The sequence below is a fragment of the Sporolactobacillus pectinivorans genome, from assembly GCF_002802965.1.
GTDB classification, from domain to species: Bacteria; Bacillota; Bacilli; order Bacillales; family Sporolactobacillaceae; genus Sporolactobacillus; species Sporolactobacillus pectinivorans.
Genome location: NZ_NXGA01000001.1, coordinates 2133808 through 2160350, shown reverse-complemented (window position 1 = coordinate 2160350; position 26543 = coordinate 2133808). Strand labels below are relative to the sequence as shown.

The window sequence follows — 26543 nt, the reverse complement described above, 5'->3', positions numbered from 1 at the left end:
TATTTTAAATAATTCGTTTTCCACAGAAAAACTTCAGGGAAAACCTTTGCAAAAGCGATAGCCCAAACGAACATTTTTTTGCTGTAATAATTTTTAGTTTACATAATTAAACTTATGTGAGACTTGTAGGCCACATTCTTTATCAGCCAACTGTCTTCTTAAAAACAGAGCTGACGCGGTCATAACCCATTTTCTCTTGGTAGAAGCGGTGTGCATCCTTCCGCTGCAGATCGCTGGACAGCGAAACAACAGAATAACCGTTTGCCTCGGCCCAAGTATGAACGAATGTCAGCAATTGTCCGCCATAACCTTTGGAGCGCTGATTTTCATCGGTCACTAAATCACAAACCCAAACGGAAGGACCGTTGTAAAGTGTTGTCATCGGCATAAATCCGACAGCAGAAACAATGACATCGCCCTCAAAAAAAGCGAACAAATGATAGCCTTCATTACGGTTTGCCTGTTCAACCAATTCCAGATAAGTTTCTTCATCCAGACCTGTCCGCAGCTGATGAATCACGGGATAAGCGTTCAGCCAATCGGATCTGTTGGCTAATTCTCTGATTTCACCCACAACATTGACCCCTTATGTTTTTTTTTCGGTTATTCTTTGTTCTTATCATTTATCTTCACATAGCAAACTGGGATTCATAAAGCTTGCTGTAGACTCCTCCTTTTCTCAATAATTCCTCATGGGTCCCTTGCTCGCTGATTCCATTTTCGGTAACCACAATAATTCTGTCAGCGTTCTTGATCGTTGCCAGCCGATGGGCAATAATCAGCGTTGTTCGCCCAGCGGATAATTCTTCAAGCGATTGCTGAATCGCCGCTTCCGTCGCGGTGTCCAGTGCCGAAGTCGCTTCATCGAGGATCAGAATCGAAGGATCTTTCAAGAACATGCGGGCGATGGATAACCGCTGTTTTTGTCCGCCTGAAAGTTTGACTCCGCGTTCGCCGATCACTGTATCCAGCCCGTCAGGCATCTCACGGATCATTTCTTCCAACCGTGCAAAACGAACGACTCGCCAGATTTCTTCTTCCGTAGCATTCAGCTTACCGTAGGCCAGATTTTCTCTCAGCGTCCCTGAGAAAAGGAAAACATCCTGCTGTACGAGACCAATATGGCGGCGCAGAGAAGAGAGCTTCATCTGACGGATATCCAAACCGTCAATGGTTACCGACCCACCTTTTACATCATAAAATCGTGGCAACAGGCTGCAAAGCGTCGTCTTGCCGGCTCCGGTGGGCCCGACAAAAGCAACCGTTTCTCCGACGTGAATCTGCAGGTTGATATGGCTGAGAACGAGACGTTTCCCTTCATACCCGAAACTGACATCATGATAGGCAATGTCGCCCCTTACATGCGGGACGTCCTGCGCGTTCACGGCATCGACAATCTCCGGCTTCATGCTCATCATTTTTTTAAACCGCTTGAACCCGGCCATGCCCTGAGGATAAATTTCGATAATCATATTAATATTCTCAATCGGCCGGACAAATATATTTGCGATCAGCAGAAAAGCAACAAACTGTCCATCTGTCAGGCTTCCGTGAATCACAAACCATGCTCCGCTGATTAGAGTAAACAGGGTAATCAGCCGGACCATGAAGTAATTGACAGAGTCATCCGCGCCGAGAATTTTGTATGAAGCCAGTTTTGCGAAGCGATACTTTTTATTATTTTCTCTGAACTGTTTATTTTCATGAGCTTCATTTGAAAAAGCTTGCACCACGCGGACACCGCCGACAGCATTTTCCACATTGGCGTTAAATACAGCAATATCCTGATAGATTTTATCCGTAGCATGTGTCATTTTCAGGTTATAGACAACGAGAAAAATGGTCAGCACCGGGACAAGCGCAAAAGTGATACAGGCGAGCTGCCAATTAATGGACAGCATCAGCAAAAATGAGCCGACGAGCGACATCAGCGCAATAAACACTCCTTCAGGTCCGTGATGCGCCGTTTCTCCTATATTAAAAAGATCGGTCGTCAGACGAGACATCAAGTGTCCTGTTTTATGATTATCAAAAAAATGAAAGGACTGATTTTGAATGTGTTCAAATAATTCCTGACGCATATCGGTTTCTATGCTGATGCCAAGCTTATGGCCCCAGTAAGTGACAATATATTGCAGACATGTGTTGAACAGGTAAAAAAACAAAAGTCCTGCTGAAGCCAGAACGATCAGTGACCAGTCCCTCCCCGGCATCAGCTTGTCAATCACCTGATCCACCGCGACCGGGAATGCAAGTTCAAGCAGTGCCGCGATCACAGCGCATGAGAAATCCAGCATAAAAAGTTTTTTGTAAGGCCGGTAGTATGAAAAAAAACTTCGGATCAATTCATCCATTCCTCTCGGGCAAAATCTGTGTGCATTTCCTTTCTAATAACTAGAGCTGTTTCAGCCAAACACTGAAACTTGCGTCGGAAGGCATCCGCCAGTCTCCGCGCGGCGAAAGGCTGACCGTGCCGACTTTCGGACCGTCAGGAATCGCTGAACGCTTGAATTGCTGAGTGAAGAAGCGGCGGATGAAAACTTTCAGCCACTTGCGGATCGTTTCTTCCTCATAAATGCCGGAAAAAGCGGACTTTGCCAGAAACATGATTCGATCTGGTGTAAATTCACTTCTGACAAAATAATAGAGAAAGAAATCGTGCAACTCATACGGACCGACGATATCCTCGGTTTTTTGCGTAATCTTTCCTTCACTGCTTTTTGGAAGAAGCTCCGGGGTAACCGGCGTATCAAGAATATCCAGAAGAATATCGCCTGTTTTCCGTTCAGACTGCTTTTCGGCGACATATCTGACCAGATAGCGGACCAATGTTTTCGGAACGGAACAATTGACCGCATACATCGACATATGATCTCCATTGTAAGTGCTCCAGCCCAACGCAAGTTCCGACAGATCCCCTGTACCGATTACGAGACCGCCGTTCTTATTGGCCAGATCCATCAAAATTTGTGTCCTTTCGCGTGCCTGAACATTTTCATAGGTCACATCATGAACTTCCGGATCATGTCCGATATCTTTGAAGTGCTGCAGACATGCCGCGACAATATTGACTTCATAAAAATCAGTTTTCAGATTTTGACATAGTTCAACAGCATTGTTGTAAGTCCTGTCTGTCGTCCCAAAACCTGGAAGTGTCACAGTCATGATGTTTTTCCTTGGCAACCCGAGCAGATCAAAAGTTTTGACGATAACAAGCAAAGCAAGTGTAGAGTCTAACCCGCCAGAAATACCGATAATTACTCGCTTCATTCCGGTATGTTCCAGCCGCTTCGCAAGAGCCGCCGTCTGGATACTGAAAATTTCCCTGCAGCGCTGTTCACGCTGTTTTTCTTCCGCCGGCACAAAGGGATGCCTGTCTATTTTTCTGTCAAAGAGGCCGAACAGATTGCTTTTAAAATCGAAGCCGATTTTTCTGATCTGCCAGGGCACAATAGAAGTCGCCTCACGGAAACTGATATTTTTTATTCTTTGCAGATCCAGACGGTCAGCATCGATGATTGAGGTAATCACCTGATTTTCACGCTGAAAGCGCTCGTTGGCTGCCATCATCTGTCCATTTTCAGCGATCAGGAGCTCGCCGCCGAAAACGACATCCGTTGACGATTCTCCGACACCCGTTCCTGCATAGAGATAAGCGGCCATGCATCTTGCACTCTGCGCTGTAACAAGCTGCTTCCGGTAATCGGATTTGCTGACTATTTCATTGGAGGCAGATAGATTGCCGATTATATTCGCTCCTGACAGCGCAATATTGCTGCTCGGCGGGATCACACTCCAGAGATCTTCACAAATTTCAAAGCCAAACTGATACGGCCCGCTTTTGAAAAGCAGGTCGACACCAAACGGAATGTCTTTCTGAAACCGGAGATCAACCGAACGGTCCGTAATGGTTTTCCCGGATGTGAACCAGCGCTGTTCATAGAACTCTTCATAGTTCGGTATAAAACTCTTGGGAACAATACCGAGAATCCGCCCATCGAAAATAATGAACGCGCAATTATAGACTGCCGTCTGAAGGTTGAGCGGTGCGCCAACCGCAATCAGTACGTCTTTATCCTTCGAATACATGCACAGCTCTTCCACAGCTTTTTCAGCCGCATCAAGAAGACGCTTCTGAAGGAACAGATCGCCGCAAGTATAAGAAGTGACGCATAGTTCCGGAAATACAATCAATTTTGCCTGCTCATTGGCTGCCGTGCTGATACATGCTTTGATATTTCCGATATTAAAATCGACATCAGCCACCCGGGTAACCGGGCAGGCTGAAGCAACTCTAATAAAATTCAAATCCGTCATAATAAAAGCCTCCGTGTGGATCAAGCTCAATATCCCTAATCAGCGATCCATGTATCTTTCATAAAAAAGGCCTCCCTAGTTCCAGAGAGGCTTGTTTTATTCATTTGAGAACTTACGCTGTTGAAAAAAATCATCCAGATTTTTACGTTTATTTTAAAACGGGCAAAAAAGTTTGTCAATCCGGCGGAACCGATCCCCTCGGCGAGGGGGTCCACTAGCTCTCCCATTCAGTCAAGTAATCGAAAATTTTCTTTCCAATATTTTGAATAACAGAAAGTGCTGCCTGCCTATCCTCGATTCCATTGGTCAGCACGGCAATTGAAAAATTGTGCGAACGACAGGAAAAATAAGCGGTGTCATGATCGACTTTTTCCATTTCGCCGGTCTTATTGTACACGGTGACAGAATGGGGCAGTTCATCAAACAAAGCCGGTAATTTTCCGCGAAACTGCTGATGCAGGAACCAGGATTTTATATCACTAGAAAAAGATTGATCCATCTTGAAGACTTTTTGGATCATCCGGCAGGCGTCACCCGCACTGATCAGGTTATGCCGCCCCGCTGCTTCTGCAGTCTCGTCCATTAATTTTCGCCCTAGCGTTGTTCCTAGATAACCTTGTTTTTGAATCCAATTCTGAATAGCGTCCGTACCGAAAGATTCAATCAGAAGATTGGTTGCCGTATTGTCTGAAACATTAATCATAAGTGCAAGCAAGTCGCGTACCGACCATTCGCGTCTGCTCAATATTTGCAGAACACCTGATCCACCGACAATTTTACCCTCTCTCAATTCGATTTTCTGTGCGAATAGCTCAGGTTTCGCCACAGCCTGATCGCAAGCATAAAGCAGGATGGGCAGTTTGATCAAACTCGCCGAAAGCATTGGAACAGATTCATGAAGAGCAAAATGAAAACCGTCCGATCCCTCGGCTTTAATCGCAATATGACTGCTGAACGGTGCAGAGAGGGTATCCATCTCCTCTGAGAGTTTGTCATTTAATTCCGGCATGCTCACTCACCTCACTTTCCGATATGTATCTCAGTATCTTCTGTTTTCCGCTGATGGAGATGACACGCGGCAAAATGGCCTCTTTCCACTTCCTGAAATACCGGTCTTTCTTTTGCGCAAATCTCCATCGCAAAGGGGCAACGCGTTCGGAACACACAGCCGCTCGGAGGGCTGATCGGGCTGGGAATATCCCCTTTTAACAAAATCCGCTCACGATTTTCTTCCACATCAGGGTCAGGGATCGGAATCGCTGAAAGCAGCGCCTCGGTGTAAGGATGAAGCGGATGTTCATAAAGTACGTCGCTTGGGGCAAGTTCGACAAGATGTCCCAGATACATCACACCAACCCGGTTGCTGATGTATTTTACCATCGACAGGTCGTGTGCGATAAACATCAGGGTCAGACCTTTTTCTTCCTGAAGCTTTTTTAGCAGAAACACCACCTGTGCCTGAACGGAAACGTCAAGCGCGGAAATCGGTTCATCAGCAATAATAAAATCCGGTTCAAGCGCGAGCGCTCTCGCAATACCGATACGCTGGCGCTGTCCGCCGCTGAACTCGTGGGGATAGCGGTTCAGATGGGTCCGACTCAGACCGACCTCCTTCAGAAGTGCCTCTACTCTTTCCCTGCGCTGCTGATGATTTTTATACGTCCGATGAATATCCATCGGTTCAGCGATCAGATCAAGAACGGTAGAACGGGGATTCAACGATGCATAAGGATCCTGAAAAATCATCTGCATCCTGCGGTGAAGCCGAAAACGCTGATTACGGTCCATCTGATCCACATTTTCCCCGTCAAAAACAATCTCACCCTCTGTTTTTTCGTAAAGGCCCATGATTGTTCGCCCGAGTGTTGATTTCCCACAACCTGATTCACCGACAATACCCAATGTCTCTCCGGGCCGGATCGAAAAGCTGACATTATCGACCGCTTTCAGCAAGCGATGACGGTCGACTTCAAAATACTTTTTGATCTGCCTGATTTCAAGAAGCGGATTTTCTGCCATGTTCGTCACTCCTTCCAGTAGCGTCTGACCGCGCAGAGCTCTCGTTCAAAAATAGTTCCGGCGAGTGCGGTAAGACTGACTTTTTTGCCCGGTGTCGGTGAGTGGATCATCTGCCCGTCGCCTGCGCAGATCCCGACATGGTGGACATAGCCTTTCCCTTCATCATAGGCGAAATAAAGCAAATCCCCAGGCTCCATGGATTGCGGATTGACCTTTTTGCCGCCGGCCGACTGATCATCCGCATCGCGCGGAATCAGGTAACCCCCTGCCTTCAGCATTGAAAAACTGAAACCTGAACAATCATAACCATAGGCGCTCATGCCTGACCAAAGATAGGGAAGTTCGAGAAAACGCCGCGCGTTTTTCACAATTTTTTCGCCGGATGCAAGCGGCTGCCGTGCAGGAAAGATGACCGTTTCTCTGCGAAGAAAACCTTCACCAATGGGGCTGTCTACCTTGACCTTCGTTTCATCTTCATCGAGAAGCGGTAGAAATGTAGCAAAACTCAAATCAAATACAGGTTCCTGATTGGGCCGAAAAAATCCGGTTTTCTTACTTTGTACCATAACCTTTTCACAATCTTTGTCAGATCGGCCATCCGCAAGATGTGTGATCGGCATCCAGCCTGGATAACCGCGCACATCTTTGGCAGACGCCTGGGATGGAACAACAACTTTTGCCCATCCTGCTTTTACATCGTCAACAATAACCTCGTCCCCGAATAAAACCTGGGTCTGCAGCCTTTTTTCGTCACACAAGGCAATGTTTTCTTCCCTAGTCATTGCAGCCAACCAGCCTGGAATATCAGGCATTTCGGACACTGCCAGGGCATCGATCGGGCGGACCGACTCCGGACTGGTCCAGATGGTTGCCACAGGGACAGCTGCTCTTTTCCGATCCATACTAAATTTCCCCTTTCCCCTGTCACTGGTTGATCAACACATTCTTTATCCCAAGACCGGGATCCGCCGGCAGAAAAATCCGATTACCCTCAAAATGAACGCCGCCGATGACCGGTTCGGAGGCAAGCATGAGCGGTGCATCAAAATCGCAGCGGGTGACATTCTTTTTACCTGCCGCAAAGTGACAGGCTGCGGTCACGGAAATTTTCGACTCAATCATGCAGCCAACCATACATTCCACACCGTACACTTCGGCCAAGGCGTTTATTTTTTCCGCACCGGAAATTCCGCCTGCCTTCATCAGTTTGATGTTAATTAAATCACAGCCGTGAATGGCCAGAAGACGAGCTGCATCAAGCGAATCAAAAACACTCTCATCGGCCATGATTGGGGTATCTACACTTTCAGTTACCGTCTTCATTCCTTCAACATTCCATGCAGGAATCGGTTGTTCAACAAGTTCAATACCAATGCCCATATCTTCCAGCCGATGAATGGCGGAAATGGCCTCTTTGACACCCCATCCCTGATTGACATCCAATCGCAGTTTTATCTGGCCGCCCACTGCACGGCGAATTTCGGAGACACGTTCAATATCCTCATCGACAGTTGAATTACCCACTTTAACTTTTAGAGTGTCAAATCCTTCACCCACCAGCTTACGCGCATCCTCAGCCATTTCTTCCGCAGCGTTCACGCTTACTGTATAATCCGTCTCTAAGCACGATTTATAGCCTCCAAGCAGTTGATAAAGCGGAAGATTTGTTTTTTTTCCTAGGCAGTCATAAACGGCAATGTCCACGGCTGCTTTCGCACTGGAATTATGAACGATCGCCTGTCTGATCATCGTGTCGATTTGCTCTTTTTGCTCAATTTTCTGGCCGATTATCAACGGGCGAATAACTTGAATGACTGCGTAGTTAATACTCTCAAGGCTGTCACCCGTTATAATATGAGTCGGTGGCGCTGCACCAATACCAACCGTTCCGTCATCGCAAAATAAGTAGACGACAATACTCTCTGCTTTACTAACTGTCCGAAGTGACGTTTTGAAAGGCTTTTTTAATGGAATTGACAGTCTCTTCGTTTTAACATCAACAATTTTCATAAGCTTTGTTCCTCTCCCATCTCTCTAAAACACCCAGCTGGACCAATAACTGCTCTGTAGCACCGGCCGCAATCACTTTCAGGCCCGGAAGCATATTCGCCATTTTTCACCTGCTGGGCTGATTACTTCGAGTGTATCCCCCCTCTCGCAATCATTCCAGAAATAGCACAAGATTCCCTTTCACTGATTGTTTCATTATATAGTCCATTCAAAAGCCGTTTCCCGATATCAGGAAAACGGCTTTTGATTGTCGGCAAGTGATGTCTGATGCACCTTTGAGTTAATTGGATTTTGTCGCCCATTTCAGATCGATGTATGCAGCTGGATGAAAGACAAGTCCATGAACCTTGCTGTTCTGCAGGAAGGTCTGATTATAGAAATACGTTGTAAAGAGCGGCATTTGCTGGAACAGCAATTTTTCAGCCTGATACATCAGCGCATAGCGTTTCGTGTCATCTTTTTCATTCTTTGCCTGGGTGATCAGACTATCATATTCCTTGTTACTCCACTTCATGCTGTTGATCGGCATACCAGTCTGGAAATTTTCAAGAAAGTTGATCGGATCGCCATAATCGGCAATAAATGAGCCACGTGAAAACTGGAATTTTCCTGCTTTCTGCTGAGACTGATAGGCGTTCCACTCCATATTGGCCAGCTTAATATTGATCCCCAAATTCTTCTGATACATAGCCTGAATCGCTTCTGCAATCGATTTATTATTATCACTCGTGTTATAAGTCAAAGTGACTGGCGGAAGTGTTTTCCACCCTTCTTCCTTAAGACCCTGGGCAAGAAATTTTTTTGCCTGTGAGGGATCGTAGCTATAAAGGCTGCCGTTGTGCGTACGGAAGTCCTGCCCGCTCGGATCTTTAAATCCCGGAGAAACAAAGCCGTAGGCGGGAACGTTTTTCTGCTTGACAATATAGTTAGTGATCTGACTATTATCGACAGCCATCGCAAAAGCACGCCGGATATTAATATTATTAAAAGGCTTCATATTGACATTCATGCTGAAGAAATAGGTCCCCGCTTGCGGAGCAACGTGGACTTTTCCTTGTTTGAACAGCTGGTTGGAAAGATCTACAGGAACGCTGGCCATATCGAGCTGACCTGTTTTGTACATCTGATATTCTGTGTTTGGATCACTGACCATCGCCCAATCAACTTCATCTAGCTTTACGGTATTTTTATCCCAGTAAGTGCTGCTCTTTCTGAACACCATGTTGGAATCATGCTTCCAAGAAGCCAGTTTGAATGGCCCGTCTCCGACAAATGTGCTGGCATTGGCGTACCATTTCGGATTTTTTTCAGCAACCTTCTGATCAATCGGGAAAAAAGCCGGATTGGAAACCATGCTGATAAAGTAGGATTGAGGGGATGTCAGAGTCACTTGAAGTGTTTTTGAGCCGATTGCTTTAACTTGTACATTATTAGCCGACCCCTTTCCCGTGTTGTAGGCTTCTCCGCCCGCGATCAGATAAGCAAGAAATGCAGCGGGGGCGGCCTGTTTCGGATCGAGCATTTGTTTCCATGCATAGACGAAATCGCCCGCCGTCAGGTCATCTCCATTGTCCCATTTCGCATTTTTACGAATATGAAAAGTATACGTCCTGCCATCCGGAGAAACATCCCATTTTTGCGCGATTGCCGGCTGTGGCTGGTTATCTTTTCCAAGACGAGTCAGTCCCTCCATCAGGTTGTTAAGAGGATCCCATGAGACTTCATCGTAACCCATCGGCGGATCCAAAGATGTTGGTTCCGCGCCGTCGTTCAGTTTCAGTACTTCTTTTCCGCCGGTACTTGATGCATCCGGTTTTGCCGTGCAACCGGTAAATGCAAGAACCAGGATTGCTGCAATTCCAAGCAGGAGTGCCTTACTCAGCCATTTTTTCAAGATGATTCCCCCTGATTTAGTAAATTTTCAACCTTTTGCCGATTTTCAACTGCTCTTTTATCTAAAAGCCAGCAATCAACAGTGTGGTGCGAATCGAGCGTTGTTGTTGGCGGTTGAACATGCTCACACACTTCCATTGCAAATGGGCAGCGTTCGCTGAAGGCGCAGCCTGCGGGCGGTGAAAAAAGATCCGGGGGCGCGCCCTCAATCGGCTTAAGCGTGTTTGAGGGGAGATCAAGACGGACCACAGAGTGCAGTAAAGCTTGAGTATAAGGGTGTCCGGACCGGTAAAAAATAGCCCGTTTATCACCAGTCTCGACCATTTTGCCCGCGTACATCACGGCAATCCGGTCGGCAACTTTTGCCACAACGCCTAGATCATGTGTAATCATGATGATTGCTACGTTAGTTTCTTTCTGGATTTTATTAAACAATTCAAGAATCTGTGCCTGAATCGTTACGTCAAGCGCCGTAGTCGGCTCGTCAGCGATGATTAGATCAGGCTCGCAGATTAATGCCATTGCGATCACGATTCTCTGCCTCATCCCTCCACTGAACTGATGCGGATACTGCTTCATCCGTTCTTCCGGATTGGAAATCCCGACGAGTGCAAGCATCTCCAAGGCTTTTTTTCTTGCCTGCGCTTTCGTAGCTCTTTTCTGATGCACGATGCCTTCCGTGAGCTGCGACCCAATGGTTAGCGTCGGATTCAAAGCGGTCATCGGATCCTGAAAAATCATGGACATATCCACGCCCTGATTTTTGCGTTTTTGCTTTGGACTCATTTTGACCGTATCCTGGCCCTTAAACGATACGGTGCCTCCCGTAATCCTGCCGGCCGGTTGCGGGATGAGTCCCATGACAGCAAGTGATGTCGCACTTTTGCCACAGCCAGACTCACCGACAATTGCCAGTGTCTCTCCTTTTTTCAGTAAGAAACTGACCCCGCGAACCGCCTTGACTTCACCGCCGTGCGTTTTATAAGAAACGTGAAGATCCTTGACTTCAAGCAACACTTCCTCCTCCACAGCCCTCATCTCCTTAATTTCGGATCCAGCGCATCCTGAAGTCCATCACCAAGGATGTTGAACGCAAACATCGTCAGCGAGATAAACAGTGCTGGGAAGAACAATTGCCACCAGAGTCCTTCAAGGAATGGAGTCAGCCCGTCGCTAGCCATAACACCCCAACTGGCATAGGGCGCCTGAACGCCCAGCCCGAGAAAGCTAAGGAAGGCTTCCGAAAAAATAGCTGACGGCACGGTCAGAGTCATCTGGACTATGATCGGACCCATTGTGTTCGGGATCAGATCTCTACGAACAATCCGCCACATTTTACTTCCGAACGATTGTGAAGCCGTAACAAACTCATAGTTTTTCAGCTGAAGAACCTGACCGCGAACAATTCTCGCCATTCCGGTCCATCCTGTAACCGTGAGGGCGACGATTATCGTGAGGAGGCTTGGCCCCATTACGACCATCAGGAGAATGACGACCAAAAGATAGGGCAAGCCATATAAAATTTCAATGATCCGCATCATGACAAGATCCGTTCTGCCGCCTATGTAACCGGAAATGCCTCCATAAGCAACCCCGATCAGCAAGTCAACCAGTGCCGCAACAAGACCGACAAACAAAGAAATCCGCGCACCGTACCACGTTCTTGTATAGACGTCCCGTCCAAGGTTATCCGTACCAAACCAGTGGCTGGATGAAGGGGCGAGGTTCTGCATGACCAAGTTCTGAGCAGTTACAGAATGAGAAGAGAAAATCGGACCAAAGATAGCCATTAGACTGAGCAAAATAAGAAAAGTCACTCCTCCAATCGCAAGCTTGTTTTTCCTTAGCTGAATCAAGGCATCCTGCCAATAAGAAATACTCGGACGCATAATCTCCTGACACTTCTCTTGATTTCTATTCAACGGCCGAAACCACATATCGGGCACTTTTTCCGGTGTCACCGGGGACATCTTTTCTTTCGTGGCTGCCATCATCTCGCCTCCCTATCCATCTTTATTCTCGGATCAAGCCATCCATAGACAATATCCACGAGAAAGAGCATCACAATCAGAATGGCACTGTAAAAAACGGTTGTCCCCATGATGACTGGATAATCGCGCGAATTGATGCTATCGACGAAATACTTCCCCATGCCAGGGATGGCAAAAATCTTTTCAATGACAAATGTCCCCGTCAGAATGGCTGCTGCCAGTGTACCGAGAACAGTAACGACCGGAAGCAGAGCATTTTTCAATGCATGTTTGAAGACAATCAGGACGGGTGACAGCCCTTTTGCTCGCGCTGTTCTTATATAATCTTGAGTCAGGACTTCCAGCATACTTGAACGAATCAGACGGGCAATAATCGCCATCGGACCTGTCGCCAGCGCGATAATCGGCAGAACCATATAATTCACGCCCTGCCAAGTTCCAGCCGGAAACCATTGAAGATTGACTGCGAATTCCTGTATCAGTAAGGTAGCAAGTACAAAATCCGGAATCGAAATTCCGAAAACAGCGAGGGTCATCGCGACATAATCAATGATCCCGTTATGTTTCAGCGCCGCGAGGGTACCGAGCAGCACTCCTGAAATGATCGCAACGATCAGCGTCCACAAGCCCAGCTCGAACGAAACTGGAAAACCGCGGCCCAATAGATCATTGACAGTCTCGGCAGGCTGCTTGATCGACGGGCCAAAATTAAAGGTCGCAACCGACTTCAGATAGATCAAATACTGAATGGAAAGGGGTTGATTCATGTGATAATGCGCCTCCATGTTACTAAGAGCAGCCCCGCTGATTGTTTTCCCGCTGTTATTATTGAATGGTGAGCCGGGAATCGCATGCATCAGAACAAAAGTCAGTGTCGTGATGACCCAGAGCGTTAAAATCATCGCTATAAATCTCTTAATAATAAATTTAGTCAAGAAAAATACCCTCCTCTCTTAACAAAAATGGATAATCCCCTTCTACTTCAGATGTCTTTGAAATAACAAAATATTCAAAATTTTTATCCCCTGATTCCTGCATGACTATGCAGGAATCAGGCTTCATGTTTTTCTTTATTGAACGACAAAATCCAGCCCTTAAAATAATGGGGCTGGATTTTGTCTAGGTTTATGTAGACAAAGCGGCTACGACCTGATTATATTTCTTTAAAGCGTCATTAAAAGCAACAATAAGCGCTCTTTGTGAGGAACCGAAATAACGCAGGCGGATCTCATCAATAATGGAAGGATCGTCCATAAACCGCCCAATGAACAAAGAGCGGACAAAACGAACAGTCAGCTGAATGGTTGCCGAGCATTCCACATCGATAATTCTTCCGTTTGTCCGATCAACCACAAGTCCAAGAAAAAACTGATGGAACTTGATCGTGATTGGATTCTTCTGCGAAGACTTTGAATCCCCAATAATGAAAATCGTATCATTGTTATAGCACATCTTACTTGATCCCTTTCCAATGCATATATCAGATGATTCAAGGGGCTGGCAATGGGTCATTGCAGAAACTTGAATCGTGAAAACATCTTTAAGGAATAACGTAAGTATATAGTCGAAATTAATCTATGTCAATATTTAAAAAATTGTTTTTTTACTTATAACTCCATGAGAAACAAGCGGTAAAAATTATTGGCGAAAAAAATGTTCTACCGTTTTAATTCTTTTGATCACATAACGCCGGCCTGAATCCACAGCTGTTTCTTGTCGGCATCCAGCAGCGCTTCTGCTCCAAGAGGAACGGAAAAATTCGGCTGGCAATGGCCAATAAGGAATCCGCTCATGGCAGGTTTGCCTAACGAAGAAAAGTAAGTTGCAAAAACTTTTTCCAGCAATGACGCCGTAGCTTTGTCTGCAGAATCTTCTGCCGTGAAATCGCCGACTACGAATCCCGACGCCTGATCAAGTTTACCCGACAGGCGAAGCTGATTGAGCATACGGTCCACCCGGTATGGCGCCTCACCGATGTCTTCGATCAGAAGCAGTTTATTTCTCGTGTCAATCTCGAAAGGTGTGCCCAGCGAACTGACAAGCAACGACAGATTGCCGCCGACCAGCATCCCTTCCGCAGATCCGCTCTGCATCACATGCAGCGAAGATATATGCTCGTCATATCTCAGTAATGTTGGCTGAAATAATTGTGAGAACAGCTGTCTGGACAATATAGGGACGTTGTCAATCCCGAAATCTGAAGCAAGCATCGGGCCATGAAAAGTAACAAGCCCTGAAAGCTGACGGATTGCAGTGTGAAGATACGTAATGTCACTGTAGCCCCAGAATATTTTCGGATGATCCCTGATTAGCCCATAATCAAGACCATCTGCGATACGTGCGGTCCCATAGCCTCCGCGTGCGCATATAACGGCCCGCACCGAATCATCAGCGAACATATAATGCAAGTCTTTCAGTCTCTGTTCATCCGTCCCGGCAAGATATCCGTTAACCTGATCAATATATTTGCCGAAAACAACGATAAAACCAAGACTGGAAAGCCAGTCAACGGCCCGCTTCAGGTTCACGGGATCAGGTGGTCCGGCGGGACTGATCACACCTATTTTATCGCCTTCACGAAGACGTTCAGGAAAAATCATAAAAGCCGCCCCCTTTTTTGCTCCAAGATCTGTCAAAGCCGTTTTCCAAAATAGGAAAACGGCTCTGGATTGTCATTATTAATGAGATCAACTGCTATAAAACACCTTATATTGAATTATATCAGAAATACTCGCACCTAGGTGACGGATGTTAATTCTCCATTTTAATTTTTTTATTAGCAAGCCTGTCCCCCGGCATTAACAATATAAGCAGGATAGCAAGACCCGCAGGAATCAGCGCCCACAGAAAGGTTTGCGTGATTGATGAAGCAAGCAGGTCTTTCAACTGAGTCAGAATGCTCTCTGGAATGTGCGTCCTTGCTTCCGGAGACAGAAGCGCCCGCGGATTGCTCAGATGACTCAAAAATTCATTTTGTCCTTTTCCCGCAAATGCATCTTTTAGCTTGGAAGCGAGGATATGACTTTGGATTGTACCGAATATTGTGATCCCGACTGTCATCCCGAATTCCCGGACAAACGCCAGCGTCGCGTTGGCGGCTCCAAATTCCGAGGGTTTAAAACCATGGATTGCGGCCATTCCAAGTACTGCAAAAGATGCACCAACACCGTAACCGATAATTACCATGTAAACCAACACAACCCAGAAAGACGTATTACCAGCCATGGTCCCCGCCAATATCAGGCCGACCAGGAGAATCAGACCATGCAACAGCATGATGCTTCGATAACTGACCGATTGAGCCATAATACCCCCAACAACGCTGGCCGCCGTCACTCCGACCATCATGGGCAGCAACACCAAACCGGCATTTGTCGCGGTTCCTCCGAAAACACCCTGAATATAGATAGGGAGCATAACAATCGCCACCATAAACGGCACCCCGAAAACAACGCCGACCAGATTGCTCGATGCAAACAGACGATTATGAAACATTTTGAAAGAAATAATTGGTTCGGCGGCTCTTTTTTCCGCGAACAGAAAAAGGATGAAAAATACGGCAAAGGCAGAGAACAGCCCGATAATCACCGGTGAAGTCCATCCGTACGTATTTCCCCCAAGCTCAACGGCAAACATCAGACTGACTGTTGCCGCAACAAGCGTACCAGCGCCTGCCCAGTCTATCGCTTCCCTTGCATGCGTTTTAGACTCCTTATAGCAGACGGTAATCAATACAACTGCGATCAAACCAAGCGGCACGTTAATATAAAACACCCAGTGCCAGTTTAGATGATCCGTAATGAACGCACCGAGCAATGGACCAAGCACACTGGATAAACCAAATACTGCACCAAACAGACCGCTCATTTTTCCACGCTGATTCATCGGAACAATATCAAAAATGATTGCAAAAGCGATCGGCATCAGAGAGCCACCGCCAATGCCCTGCAGCGCGCGGTAAATACTCAGCTGCACCATGGAGTCAGCAGTCCCGCACAAAATAGATCCAAGCAGGAACATACTGAGTCCAAAAATAAAAAAACGTTTTCGTCCATACATATCGGATAGTTTTCCGAAAATAGGCATTCCGGCCATTTCGGCAACGAGATAAGCGGAAGTCACCCAGACAAATTGATTAAGTCCTCCCAGATCTGAGACAATGGTACCCATCGCTGTCGAGACAATTGTTTGGTCCATTGATGAAATAAAAATACCGAGCATCAGCGCAGCCATCACCCACGTGCTGGCTTTTTTCTGTTCAATACTCTTTGCTTGTTCCATTTTACGCCCCCCTCATTCCTTGACCGCTGATTTTACTTTAGCGTTTTCAGCCTGCTTGTAGTCTTTTTTATAAAATACCTTTTCTATAACACATCCGTCACCGATCACTACTCGATTTCCTTTAACAATCCGTGCGATGGTATCCTCGAGATAAATCTCATCTCCTTCGATACTGTCAACAGTCAGTCCCGTCTTCCTGATCCCATTGAACAGAAAGCTGAGAAAACCCGTGAAGGGCCTACGGCGTACTTCAAGCGTACTGCAACCAATTTCCCGAATTTTGGAAAAGCTGTGGTTGACCTCCAATTCAATCCGATCGGCACTGCAAAGACCGTCTACAGAAACCCGCCCCTCGGCAATCAGTTCTTCGCTCTCAATTTCACCACCAACGTCCAAAATGCCATAAGATTTAATACTTTCTCCATGAATATTGCCTTTGATTCGGACCGTTCCATTCACCTGAAGGTCCTCTAATGTCACATCGTGTTCAATAGTCGAACTCCCATTGATGGTGAATGTCCGTGCCTTCACATTTCCCATGATTACCCCTGATCCTTTGACAATCAGCTCAGCCATTTGAGAATTGCCCACCACTTTCCCGGAACCGTTGATTTCAAGCCGTTGGCATTGGATATTACCCTGAACCTTTCCACTGCCATTAATTTTCACATCATGATAGTCTCCGCCGGGAGCAGTCCCAGAGCCGGATATTGACAGATCTCTGATTGGTTCATCCATTGCGATTCCCTCACTTTTCCTTTTTTACAGCCAAAACTTTAACTGCCCGTCCGACTTCGGCATGTTTTTGCAAAGTATATTGCTCCGAATATTCTACCCGATCGATTTTGCAACCGGTGCCGATCGAAACCCGCGCTCCCCTGACAACTCGCGCAGTCGTATATTCCAGGTCAATATCATCACCCTCAATCGTATCAACCTGAAAATTGATTAATGATCCGTGGTTGAAAATAGAGTGCTTTTTTTTGACACTAATGCTTTCGGTTCCGATTTCATGCACATAATTATCCGCATCAAACTTCATCAAAATTTCAATTGTCCCGCAGTTCAAAAGTCCGTCGACAAAAATACCGCCCTTCATATCCAGTCTTTCAAGAGATACGTTGCCCCTAACATGAAGCATACCGTGCACGTGAGCTTCTTCGCCAGACATTGATTTTTCACAGATCAATTCACCGAAAATGCCAGATTTGCGAACAGAACACTGTTCTTTTACTGTTGTTTGTCCGAGCAGACGCATCTCATCCGCTGCCAGCTGTCCGGATACGGTCACTTCACCCATATTACGGAAATAGCCACAGCTCATGTTGCCGTCAACGGCGCATTCGCCCATTACTTTGCATGATTCAGTCTCCAGATTGCCATGGACTTCGCATTCCCCCATCACGCGCACTTTATCAAACTTGCCACCTCTTGTGGAACTTTCCCCCATAATTGTTAGATTTTTGGTTTTTTCCTCAGCCATTCAATTTGTCCTCCCTGTTTTCCGCTTCCAGTGATCCCCGACTGTTCACTAGTGCGATCAATTTTTCGGCACAAGGCTGCAGCTGTAAACGAGCAACAACATGAGTCTCCTTATCAAAATAGACATCCGTGTCTTCCAGTACAATGAAAAAAGCAGGCACACCCATTTTTCGAATAAAAAAAAGGCAACTGTTTTTATCGAAGCTTTTCAATCCGTGCTCGTTCAATACTTGAAGCAAGTCTGTTCCTTCGTTGACATTCATTTTTCCTGTTTTAAGCAGCTGATCCAGCAAAAACAAGGAGAGCAGCTGCGAAAAATGAAGTGTCTTGCCTTCATATCCCTGTTTCAGATAAAAATTGAGCGACGCTTTCGAAACAAAGTGATGTTTAAGAACTTCGTCAGTCGGCAGCGTAATATTTTTCATTGTTAGTGGTGAAAACCGATTGGCCAACTCATCGAGGGACAGCGTATCTTTGAGTTCAGTGATCTGAACAATACGATTCATGATTTTCTCTTTTGGAAAAAAAGTCTCCTGACCCGTATATGTGGCCTTTCTGATAAACCAGGATTCAGGAATTAGTTTTTTACGCTTCCACCTGTAGAGCTGACCATATGAGATGCCTGTTTTCTCGAGCAAATCCTTTTTCGTTATCAATTCATTCTCTATTTTAAACACCTCCATTTTTGATCATATTCTTTTCGCTCTTTCAATATAACATAACACTGTTACGATGTAAACGCTGATCTATTTCTACCCCGGTCCGAGTCATGATGCATGAAATAGTCTGGTACTGGCAGACTAAGAAAGACTGCTTATGGAGGATGTTCGAAAGGCCTTTTCAAACAGGTTCTATACTTCAAAAGGCACATCGACTGGTTCAAAATTAGGAGGCGCTGCAACATGGAGCGACGTTATCAGGCCGTATTGAGCTCTCTTGGCACTTCGCAGATCACCTATCGACGGCCTTCAACCGTTGCCTGGTGGTCTGCGGCTTTTCCAGGATTCGGGCATATGCTTCTGAATATGCATCTCAAAGGAAATATTCTATTCCTGTTTGAGGTTATTATTAATGTGAACGCCAATCTCAATCTTTCAATGGTCTATACTTTTTCCGGACAATTTGAAATGGCCAAAAGTATTCTCAATACCCGATGGATTATGATTTATATACCCTTTTACATCTTCTGTATCTGGGACAGCTACCGGTCGGCAATGGATATAAACAAACTGTACAGCCTCACTGAGCATCAGCCCGTCCACATGCCTGTTTTTATTATGAAAAACTTTGAGCTTTGTTATCTGGACAAGCGTATTCCTTTTGTAGCGTCGATCTGGTCACTCTTTCTGCCTGGACTGGGCCAACTGTACAACCGGCGAACACTGACAGCTTTTGCATTCCTAGTCTGGACACTGGTGATCACATTTTACTCTCGCGATCTGGAAAGCCTTCAGCTGCTTTTTGGGGGGGATTTTATTCACTCGACGGGAACCGTCAATATGGAGTGGCTGCTTTTTATACCTTCGTTGAGCTTTGGGGCTGCATTTGACGCTTACGTAACAACAATGGAGTACAACAAGCTATTCAACAGCGAACAGAAAGAGTTCCTTCACGAAGAGTGGCAATCGGATGATTTTAAGCGATCATTTCTGAATGAGAATGGAGAATTGCATTGATTGAAATACTGAGCATTTTTGAACATTCCTTATTTGTCGAAATGGCACTGGCATCTCTAAAAAGCATCGGTATGGATCAGAAAAGTCTGATGGCCTTATCGTTGAATCTGCCGCCAAGGAGTAAAAGACACACTTCAACACCGATCAGCTATGATGGATACAGCCGGACCGATCTGGGATTTATTTTTGCGACTGCTTTCGGTGTCGTCGGTGCAAGCGCTGGCTTCCGCCTCTATTGGGGACCGATCATCTGGGGAATTGCATCCAGTCTTTCCGGATTTTTGATCGGCTTTCTCATTGAATATTTTGTCCTGAGGCACAAAAAACAACGGTCATTAGCCCCGAAAGTAATCATGATCATCAGATGCAGACGCGACCAGCAACAGCAGATTGAGCAGATTCTATGGGAAAATCAGGCTCTGGGACTCACAATCATCGAGAGTTGACAAGATCAGATTCCGCTAATTTATCCGTTTTTTCCATTTCTTTTTGGCACTTCTTGCAGTATCCATACACTTCGAATTTGTGACCGGTAACTTTGAATTCAGGATCAAGACGTGAAAGGTCCTGCATCGGGCAGACTTCAATCGTCTTTGTTTTCCCGCAGCGGAGACAGATTAAGTGATGATGGTGATGCTCCGTGCAATGAAACTGAAAGACTTTTTCCCCGTCAAGTTCGGTTTCTTCAAGAATCATGAGTTCCTTAAATAGAGAAAGATTCCGGTAAATAGTATCGAAGCTTAAGCCGGGATAAGCATCCTTCAGAGCCGTCTGAATTTCTTTCGCTGACAAATACCCATCCTTATCTTCAAACAATTCCAATATATCTTCTCTTTTGTCTGTATGTTTAAAACCCTTGGTTTTCAGCATTATCAGTGCCTCGGTCTTATTCATCAAATACACCTCTTTCAAGTCGAACATTCAAATAATTATCCGATTCTTATTAACAGCATAACAACTTTTACACGGAAAAAACAGAAAAACACGCTTCTTTGTTTAAAAAGGGGCTTCTCTTCACGAGAAACCCCTTTTATTGCGAAAAAGTAGATACTGTGGGCAAAAAAATGCCTTTACCAGAAAAAGCCGATTGCCAGAATCGCCGCGATCGAAGCAAGAGCTATTGGAGCGCCCCAGCCCCAGCCCCAAACAAAAAGTCCGGGACTGTCCAGCCCGGGGGGATCCCCTGGCACCTGCAGATAGGCATAGCGATCATCTACGCGGGTCAGCACACCGCGATGCACCGAGCCATCATGGCACCGGATCTCAACGGACTGATTGACCAGATTCCTGCATCGTTCATGTATCCCATCATACGCCAATGTTAACATCCTCCTCACTGATCATGTTCCTCAATAATTTATGCGAAACACTCAATCCGTGAGGCGGCACCTGTCCGCATGAGCACAAAACTACCGGAGTGTTTCGTCCGCAAGTCCATGACTAGCATGGACAATCGTCTGTGCAAGAAGATTCATGACATGTTCGTCCTCTTCAGAATAATAAACCGTTTTGCCACTGCGGCGTGATTTGACAAGATGCAGGTTTTTGAGAAAGCTTAACTGATGTGAAACGGCCGACTGCTGCAGATTCAGATAGTTGGCCATCTCCGTAACGGAACATTCTTGCTGCGACAGCAGGTAAAGGATCCGGATTCGTGTGGGATCCGAAACAGCCTTAAATATCTGTGAAACGGCCGAAAGTATGTCTGGATCCAGATTCGTCGTTCGTTTTTCTGTCATCTGATACGCCATCCTTCATTCCTGGCATCTCCGATTACCCTGGCAGAATCCTTGGTAAACTGTCAGCCAATCGAAACCGTAGAATTATTTCTGAGCACCTGAAACCTTTTTCTTCTCAGACCAGTCCTCGATATCCCAGATTTTCGACACCCAGCGTTCATAAAAACTGCGCTCGTGACTGACGACCAGAACGGTCCCATCGTACCTTTCCAGCGCCTCGCTCAGTACCTCTTTCGCCTCGACATCAAGATGGTTCGTCGGTTCGTCAAAGATCAGTATATTACTTTTCTGTAGCATCAGCCGCCCGATGCGCACTTTTGTTTCTTCACCGCCACTGAGCGTGCTCATCGGCTGACGCATATGCTCGGCGAAGACACCGCACTGCGCCAGATGCTGGCGGAGTACTTTCTCCTCAAGCTGCGGAAACTGATCCTTCATCCATTCAAGCGGAGTCTGCGTGGGCGGTGCGGACAGTTGGGCAAAGTAGCCCGGCTCTACACGGTCACCGGTCATCACTTTGCCTGAAAGTGTCGGAATCAGCCCCAGCAACGTCTTTAACAGAGTCGTTTTCCCAATACCGTTGTGTCCAACAAGCGCCACCTTGTCGCCGCGCATAATCTTCAGATCAATCGGCGGAAGCAGCGGCCGGTCATAGCCAACCCTTACTTGCTCTGCGGAGAAAATAATCCGTACCGGTTCCCGATCAACTTTAAAATGAAACTTTGGTTTCTGTACCGATGCCGGCGGATCAATCCGCTCAATCTTACTTAACGTTTTCTCGCGGCTCTTTGCCTGTCTCGCCGTGGCTGTCCGCACTTTATTTTTCTGAATGTATGTTTCAAGCTTTTTGATTTCCCTCTGCTGCTGGCGAAAGGCGATTTCCTGCTGTTCAGCCCGGGCTTCATGCTGTTTGAGAAATGACTGATAATTGCCTACATAGCGGATCAGCTCATGATTTTCAAGATGATAGACAAATTCTGAAATTCGGTCCAGGAATGCCGTGTCATGAGAAACAACGATAAACGCATGCCGGTAGCCTTTCAGGTAATCCGTCAGCCAGTCAATATGTGCCACATCCAGATAGTTGGTCGGTTCATCCAGAAGAAGCATCTCAGGTGCCTGAAGCAGCAGCTTTGCCAGGCACAGTTTAGTCAGCTGTCCGCCGCTCATCCGGTCAACCGTTGTCTCCATGCCAATCGCTGACAAACCGAGCCCATCGGCCATTTCGCTAATCCGGGCGTCAATCGTGTAAAAATCATGCGTCATCAAAAAATCCTGCAACTGGCCGTACGCTTCGATACACGCTTCATCAACCGACGGATCCAGCATCTTTTCAGTCAGTTCATTCATTCTTTTTTCCGCATCCAGAAGAGGCTGAAAAGCACTTTTCATAAACGTATAAATCGTATGCTCTTTTCCAAAATGCAAATGCTGTTCAATCACACCGACGTGCAGATCCCGTTTTTTCTCAATCGACCCGCCATCTGGAAGAAGCTGACCGGTGATCAGATTCAGAAATGTCGATTTACCTGCGCCATTTTTCCCAACAAGTGCAATGTGTTCGCCTTCCATCAGGCGAAAATTCATTTCTTTATAAATCAGTTTGTCGCCATATGAAAATGACAGATTTTTGGCTTCAATCAATAACATAATGAATTTCCCCTTTCATGCCGGCCACCGCTCCGGTAAATTCAGAAAGGACTGTATCCGAATCCATCCATAATAAAAAGGGACAGAGTCAAGATGCTCCATCCCTTGTCTGATTCGTACAACATGCCACGATTCAAGCAGAAGACATCCTTATCCGTTACCACCGTACCCGATCGGCCGATCAATTGTTTGATCAAAAGTAGACAGACTTTACCTGTCTCAGGCCAATCAGAGTGCAAGAACAACGGATAAAAACATGGATCCTTCCACTTCCCTTCAAAATTTACTTTTATTGTACGCTATTCCGGCCCTTATATCAAACGTTACAATCATGGAAAAGGTAACCCAGTTCAATCTCATGCTCAATAGCAATCCCATTGCTGCTTTTCAGCGGAATGGATGGCTTTTCTTTTCTTGCCCGGTTCACCACTTCTAAACGCAGAGCCGTCAGGGTGAATCCTCTTTTCTGATAAAAGCCCAGCGCGCCGAGATTGTCATTTGTCGTTGTCAGATGCAGACGCGCCACGTTCTTTTCTTCTGCCAGACGGATCGCCGCAGAAAGGAGAGCCGAACCGATTCCCTGATTCTCTTTAAAACTGTCCAGCGACAAAATCTCCATAGACGATCCGTTCTGATTGTAAGTCAGAAGGCCCACTATTTTTTTCTTTTCCAGAGCCACAAAACCCGGCATCTCTGTCAAATCAAACTTTTCATCATGAACGACCATGATCTGGTCTCCCCATCTTTTCCTCATGAGTTCACTTACCCTGTCTTTATCGTCATCCTCAATTAAATGGATGAAAAAGCTCACAGTTTATCATCTCCTGACATAGCATCTGGCCTTCCGTTGTAAACCCGGAAATGAAAATGCAGCTAAATAGGCAGACGCCCGCCCCCTTTTTTGCCCCATGCATACATTAACCATAGGCATCTGAGGATTTTATTGAGGAGGAGCTGCCTAAATGGTGAACATAAATTATTATCAATCGTTAATCCATCATCCGGTCGAAATTGAATGCAACGACGGATCAATTCTGATCGGCATTATTGAATCTGTCGATCAGGATAATGTATACATTCAGCCGCTTAAATCTAACGAAACGCAGAGAGACCAGGAAGACAGCAGATTTTTTCCCGGAATCGGACTGCCTGCATTTTTTGGAGGCTTCGCCGGAGGCCTGCTCGGTGTCGGCCTAGGTTCGATCATTGGTGTCAGACCTTTTTCACCTTATGGTCCATACGGGCCATATGGACCCGGTCCGTACGGTCCTTTTCCGCCATACGGTCCTTATTACGGTCCGGGACAGTTTTATTAATTATGGCACAGAGGGAGTCCATTCTCCCCTCTTTTTTTATTGCCGGACAGCATTCAGGATCCGTCTATTCGATTTCTTTTTGCTTCAGCAGCTCAAAATATTTACTTTCCAGTTCTGCCTTTTTTTCTAAATTCATTTTCTCATTACAGTGCTGTGCACGCTCATCTACTTTGAAAATTTAGTTATTTGATGTTTTCCCGATTCACAAAGCCGAGGCTTGAACCCCATATTAAGGTTACCGCAGTTTCTGAATTTCTCAACTTCTTTAAAGACAATTAGGCAAGGTCTAGTTCTATGTTTAGATTTAAAATGCTCCCAATGTTGGTGATAGTCGAAAAAGATACGTCTTAAAATGTTTTTACCATAAGAAAAGGTATCACAGTTTCGACTCCTGTGATACCTTTTGTATGCTTTCTCATCTTTTAACAAAAGAAGGATCAGTGATCCTCCTTTTTAACCTTTATTTTAAATTCATGACCGTTACTTTCTGGCGGGACATTGAAATCAGACTGTTGTGAATGCCCTGTACGCCCATGCCAGATGCCTTGACACCCAGGAATGGGAAATGATCCGGCCCGCGCTCCGTACGTCCATTAATCTGAACAGTTCCGGCTTCAACCTGTCTTGCGACAGCCAGAGCCCGGTCAATATCCTGAGTGAAGACGCTGGCTTGAAGGCCGAATTCCGACTTATTGGCAAGCGCGATCGCTTCATCATCCGACTGAACACGAATCACGGGCAGTACCGGTCCAAATGGTTCAATCCATGCTACTTTCATGTCTTCCGTCACGTTGTCGAGCAGCGTCGGATAAAGCAAGTTATCCTCACGCTTATTGCCTGTAACAAGTGTCGCATTTTTGTCCAACGCATCATCAATCAGACCCTGAACAAAATCTGCCGCTTTATCATCGATCAGCGGAACAATGGTGCTGTCGACTTCTGGAGAGCCAACCGTCAGCTTTTCAACTTCATCCTTTAATCTTGAAACCAGTTCATCTGCGACCTTCTCATTGACCAGAACACGTTTAATCGCTGTGCAGCGCTGGCCTGAATAGGAAAAGGCACCGTTCATGATGCTCTTGACCGCAACATCAAGATCGGCATCCTCGCACACAATCGCAGGATCCTTACCGCCCAGTTCAAGTACAAGCGGAATCATGGCCGACTGCTGAGACAAACGACGTCCGGTGTTTGAGCCGCCGGTGAAGCTGATCATGTTAATGCCCTTATGCTCAACGAGATAATCGCCAATCACCGATCCGCGTCCAGTGGTCAGGCTGAGAATGCCCTTGGGGAGACCGGTTCTGCTCAACGCTTCAATCATTTTAACACCGCTGATTGACCCCTGAGTAGCCGGCTTGAAGATGACACCGTTCCCCGCCATCAGCGCCGGAGCAATTTTGGAAGCAGAAAGATTTACCGGATAGTTAAACGGTGCAATGGCCAGAACAACACCCAGCGGCACACGTTCAACAATGCCCAACTTCTTCTGTGATCCGCCCGGGAAGCCGTCACCCCTCAGACTCTCGCCATGCAGATGTAAAGCTTCCTGAACCGTGTAGCGAATCAGATCCGCAGTACGGACAACTTCTTTTCTGGCATCCTTAAAGCCCTTGCCAACTTCCTGCATAATTGCCGTAGCGATTTCTTCATCATTTTTTTCCAACTCGTCTGCCCATTTTTCAAGATAAGCGCCGCGTTCACTGAGGGACAGCAGAGCCCAGCTTTTTTGTGCCTCATGGGCAGCCTGAATTGCCTGATCCACTTCGTCCTGAGTCACGGCCTGTACATAACCGATCGTTTCCCGAAGATAAGGGGATTTAATGGCAATCGTCTCGCCGGATGAACTCTTTTTCCATTCACCGGCCAAATACGCCTTGTAGGTAGTCAATTCTGAAACATTAGAAGCCATACCTATTCATTTCTCCTTTATTTGTCAACTCAGCCTTGCCAGTTGACAATTATTTTCGTTCATACAAACCTGCTGAGCAAAATGTTTTTTCTGGATCCACATATGAATCATCACACGAATAGTGACTTTTTTCCAGTATTCTGCTCACGCATCAAACAACATTCAAGCTTTAAAAAAGATTTCAACCTAAATTATTCTAGCTGTTTAATTATATTTTTTAAAGGAAAATCACAGTTTTGTCAAGAAATATAATTCCG

Annotated in this window: 26 protein-coding genes and 1 pseudogene; 3 read left to right on the top strand and 24 right to left on the bottom strand. The window is 46.1% G+C overall.

Annotation, left to right across the window (positions count from 1 at the left end; genetic code table 11):
- Positions 1-142: 142 nt before the first annotated feature.
- The 17 genes from COP04_RS10395 to COP04_RS10310 all read right to left on the bottom strand — a co-directional run bounded on the left by COP04_RS10395 (position 143) and on the right by COP04_RS10310 (position 18676).
- Entirely contained in the window at positions 143-574 is a 432-nt protein-coding gene (locus tag COP04_RS10395) for a GNAT family N-acetyltransferase (RefSeq protein ID WP_100487957.1), read from the bottom strand.
- A 55-nt stretch (positions 575-629) separates the two neighbouring features.
- Positions 630-2345 carry an ABC transporter ATP-binding protein gene (locus COP04_RS10390; protein ID WP_100489627.1) on the bottom strand — a complete coding sequence of 572 codons (1716 nt, stop codon included), beginning with the start codon at positions 2343-2345 and terminating at the stop codon, positions 630-632.
- A 49-nt stretch (positions 2346-2394) separates the two neighbouring features.
- Positions 2395-4317: an NAD(+) synthase gene (locus tag COP04_RS10385; RefSeq protein ID WP_100487955.1), complete on the bottom strand. Its 1923-nt coding sequence runs from the start codon at positions 4315-4317 to the stop codon at positions 2395-2397.
- A gap of 214 nt (positions 4318-4531) precedes the next feature.
- A complete protein-coding gene (locus COP04_RS10375; protein WP_100487952.1) occupies positions 4532-5326 on the bottom strand; it encodes a serine hydrolase in 795 nt (264 codons plus the stop codon).
- A gap of 11 nt (positions 5327-5337) precedes the next feature.
- On the bottom strand, positions 5338-6336 hold the full coding sequence (locus tag COP04_RS10370; RefSeq protein ID WP_100487951.1) for an ABC transporter ATP-binding protein: 999 nt from the start codon (positions 6334-6336) through the stop codon (positions 5338-5340).
- 5 nt (positions 6337-6341) lie between these two features.
- Positions 6342-7238: a C40 family peptidase gene (locus COP04_RS10365; RefSeq protein ID WP_100487949.1), complete on the bottom strand. Its 897-nt coding sequence runs from the start codon at positions 7236-7238 to the stop codon at positions 6342-6344.
- Between the two features lie 22 nt (positions 7239-7260).
- Entirely contained in the window at positions 7261-8346 is a 1086-nt protein-coding gene (locus COP04_RS10360) for a dipeptide epimerase (protein ID WP_100487947.1), read from the bottom strand.
- Between the two features lie 280 nt (positions 8347-8626).
- A complete protein-coding gene (locus COP04_RS10355; RefSeq protein WP_239984833.1) occupies positions 8627-10240 on the bottom strand; it encodes a peptide ABC transporter substrate-binding protein in 1614 nt (537 codons plus the stop codon).
- Positions 10237-11268, bottom strand: coding sequence for an ABC transporter ATP-binding protein (locus COP04_RS10350; protein ID WP_338062845.1), 1032 nt, complete (start codon positions 11266-11268; stop codon positions 10237-10239). Before COP04_RS10350 ends, COP04_RS10355 begins: the two co-directional genes overlap by 4 nt.
- 5 nt (positions 11269-11273) lie before the next feature.
- Positions 11274-12230: an ABC transporter permease gene (locus COP04_RS10345; RefSeq protein ID WP_100487944.1), complete on the bottom strand. Its 957-nt coding sequence runs from the start codon at positions 12228-12230 to the stop codon at positions 11274-11276.
- Positions 12230-13165, bottom strand: a complete 936-nt coding sequence (locus tag COP04_RS10340; protein ID WP_100487942.1) for an ABC transporter permease — start codon at positions 13163-13165, stop codon at positions 12230-12232. Before COP04_RS10340 ends, COP04_RS10345 begins: the two co-directional genes overlap by 1 nt.
- Before the next feature lie 190 nt (positions 13166-13355).
- Entirely contained in the window at positions 13356-13682 is a 327-nt protein-coding gene (locus COP04_RS10335) for a DUF3870 domain-containing protein (protein WP_100487941.1), read from the bottom strand.
- A gap of 227 nt (positions 13683-13909) precedes the next feature.
- Positions 13910-14830, bottom strand: coding sequence for a S66 peptidase family protein (locus tag COP04_RS10330; protein WP_100487939.1), 921 nt, complete (start codon positions 14828-14830; stop codon positions 13910-13912).
- 151 nt (positions 14831-14981) lie between these two features.
- Positions 14982-16511 (bottom strand): MDR family MFS transporter, encoded by a 1530-nt coding sequence (locus COP04_RS10325; RefSeq protein ID WP_100487938.1) that lies wholly within the window; start codon positions 16509-16511, stop codon positions 14982-14984.
- A 12-nt stretch (positions 16512-16523) separates the two neighbouring features.
- A complete protein-coding gene (locus tag COP04_RS10320) occupies positions 16524-17249 on the bottom strand; it encodes a polymer-forming cytoskeletal protein (RefSeq protein WP_100487937.1) in 726 nt (241 codons plus the stop codon).
- Between the two features lie 10 nt (positions 17250-17259).
- On the bottom strand, positions 17260-17994 hold the full coding sequence (locus COP04_RS10315) for a hypothetical protein (protein WP_100487936.1): 735 nt from the start codon (positions 17992-17994) through the stop codon (positions 17260-17262).
- Positions 17987-18676: a DUF4004 family protein gene (locus COP04_RS10310; protein WP_239984832.1), complete on the bottom strand. Its 690-nt coding sequence runs from the start codon at positions 18674-18676 to the stop codon at positions 17987-17989. The genes COP04_RS10315 and COP04_RS10310 overlap by 8 nt, the downstream gene beginning before the upstream one ends.
- Before the next feature lie 219 nt (positions 18677-18895).
- Between COP04_RS10310 and COP04_RS10305 the strand changes: the two genes are divergently transcribed.
- Both COP04_RS10305 and COP04_RS10300 read left to right on the top strand, forming a co-directional pair.
- The gene (locus COP04_RS10305; RefSeq protein ID WP_100487934.1) at positions 18896-19669 is read left to right on the top strand and encodes a hypothetical protein; all 774 of its coding nucleotides are present in this window, start codon (positions 18896-18898) and stop codon (positions 19667-19669) included.
- On the top strand, positions 19666-20115 hold the full coding sequence (locus tag COP04_RS10300; protein ID WP_100487933.1) for a hypothetical protein: 450 nt from the start codon (positions 19666-19668) through the stop codon (positions 20113-20115). Before COP04_RS10305 ends, COP04_RS10300 begins: the two co-directional genes overlap by 4 nt.
- Here COP04_RS10300 and COP04_RS10295 read toward each other — a convergent pair.
- From COP04_RS10295 to COP04_RS10275, 5 genes are all read right to left on the bottom strand, one after another.
- Positions 20102-20563 carry a Fur family transcriptional regulator gene (locus tag COP04_RS10295; RefSeq protein WP_100487932.1) on the bottom strand — a complete coding sequence of 154 codons (462 nt, stop codon included), beginning with the start codon at positions 20561-20563 and terminating at the stop codon, positions 20102-20104. The two genes, COP04_RS10300 and COP04_RS10295, sit on opposite strands and share 14 nt — an antisense overlap.
- 176 nt (positions 20564-20739) lie before the next feature.
- Positions 20740-20988 carry a hypothetical protein gene (locus tag COP04_RS10290; RefSeq protein ID WP_100487930.1) on the bottom strand — a complete coding sequence of 83 codons (249 nt, stop codon included), beginning with the start codon at positions 20986-20988 and terminating at the stop codon, positions 20740-20742.
- A 90-nt stretch (positions 20989-21078) separates the two neighbouring features.
- Positions 21079-21408: an ArsR/SmtB family transcription factor gene (locus tag COP04_RS10285; RefSeq protein ID WP_100487928.1), complete on the bottom strand. Its 330-nt coding sequence runs from the start codon at positions 21406-21408 to the stop codon at positions 21079-21081.
- 84 nt (positions 21409-21492) lie between these two features.
- Positions 21493-23058 carry an ABC-F family ATP-binding cassette domain-containing protein gene (locus COP04_RS10280; RefSeq protein WP_100487926.1) on the bottom strand — a complete coding sequence of 522 codons (1566 nt, stop codon included), beginning with the start codon at positions 23056-23058 and terminating at the stop codon, positions 21493-21495.
- A gap of 316 nt (positions 23059-23374) precedes the next feature.
- The gene (locus COP04_RS10275; RefSeq protein WP_239984830.1) at positions 23375-23869 is read right to left on the bottom strand and encodes a GNAT family N-acetyltransferase; all 495 of its coding nucleotides are present in this window, start codon (positions 23867-23869) and stop codon (positions 23375-23377) included.
- A gap of 151 nt (positions 23870-24020) precedes the next feature.
- Here COP04_RS10275 and COP04_RS10270 point away from each other — a divergent pair, with 151 nt between their 5' ends.
- Positions 24021-24374, top strand: coding sequence for an LSm family protein (locus COP04_RS10270; protein ID WP_100487924.1), 354 nt, complete (start codon positions 24021-24023; stop codon positions 24372-24374).
- 201 nt (positions 24375-24575) lie between these two features.
- Here the strand turns inward: COP04_RS10270 and COP04_RS20775 are convergent.
- Together COP04_RS20775 and COP04_RS10265 are read right to left on the bottom strand one after the other, a co-directional pair.
- Positions 24576-24728: pseudogene (locus tag COP04_RS20775) on the bottom strand (IS91 family transposase); the annotation flags it as partial.
- Positions 24729-24834: 106 nt separating this feature from the next.
- Entirely contained in the window at positions 24835-26286 is a 1452-nt protein-coding gene (locus COP04_RS10265) for an NADP-dependent glyceraldehyde-3-phosphate dehydrogenase (RefSeq protein ID WP_100487923.1), read from the bottom strand.
- Positions 26287-26543: the final 257 nt, after the last annotated feature.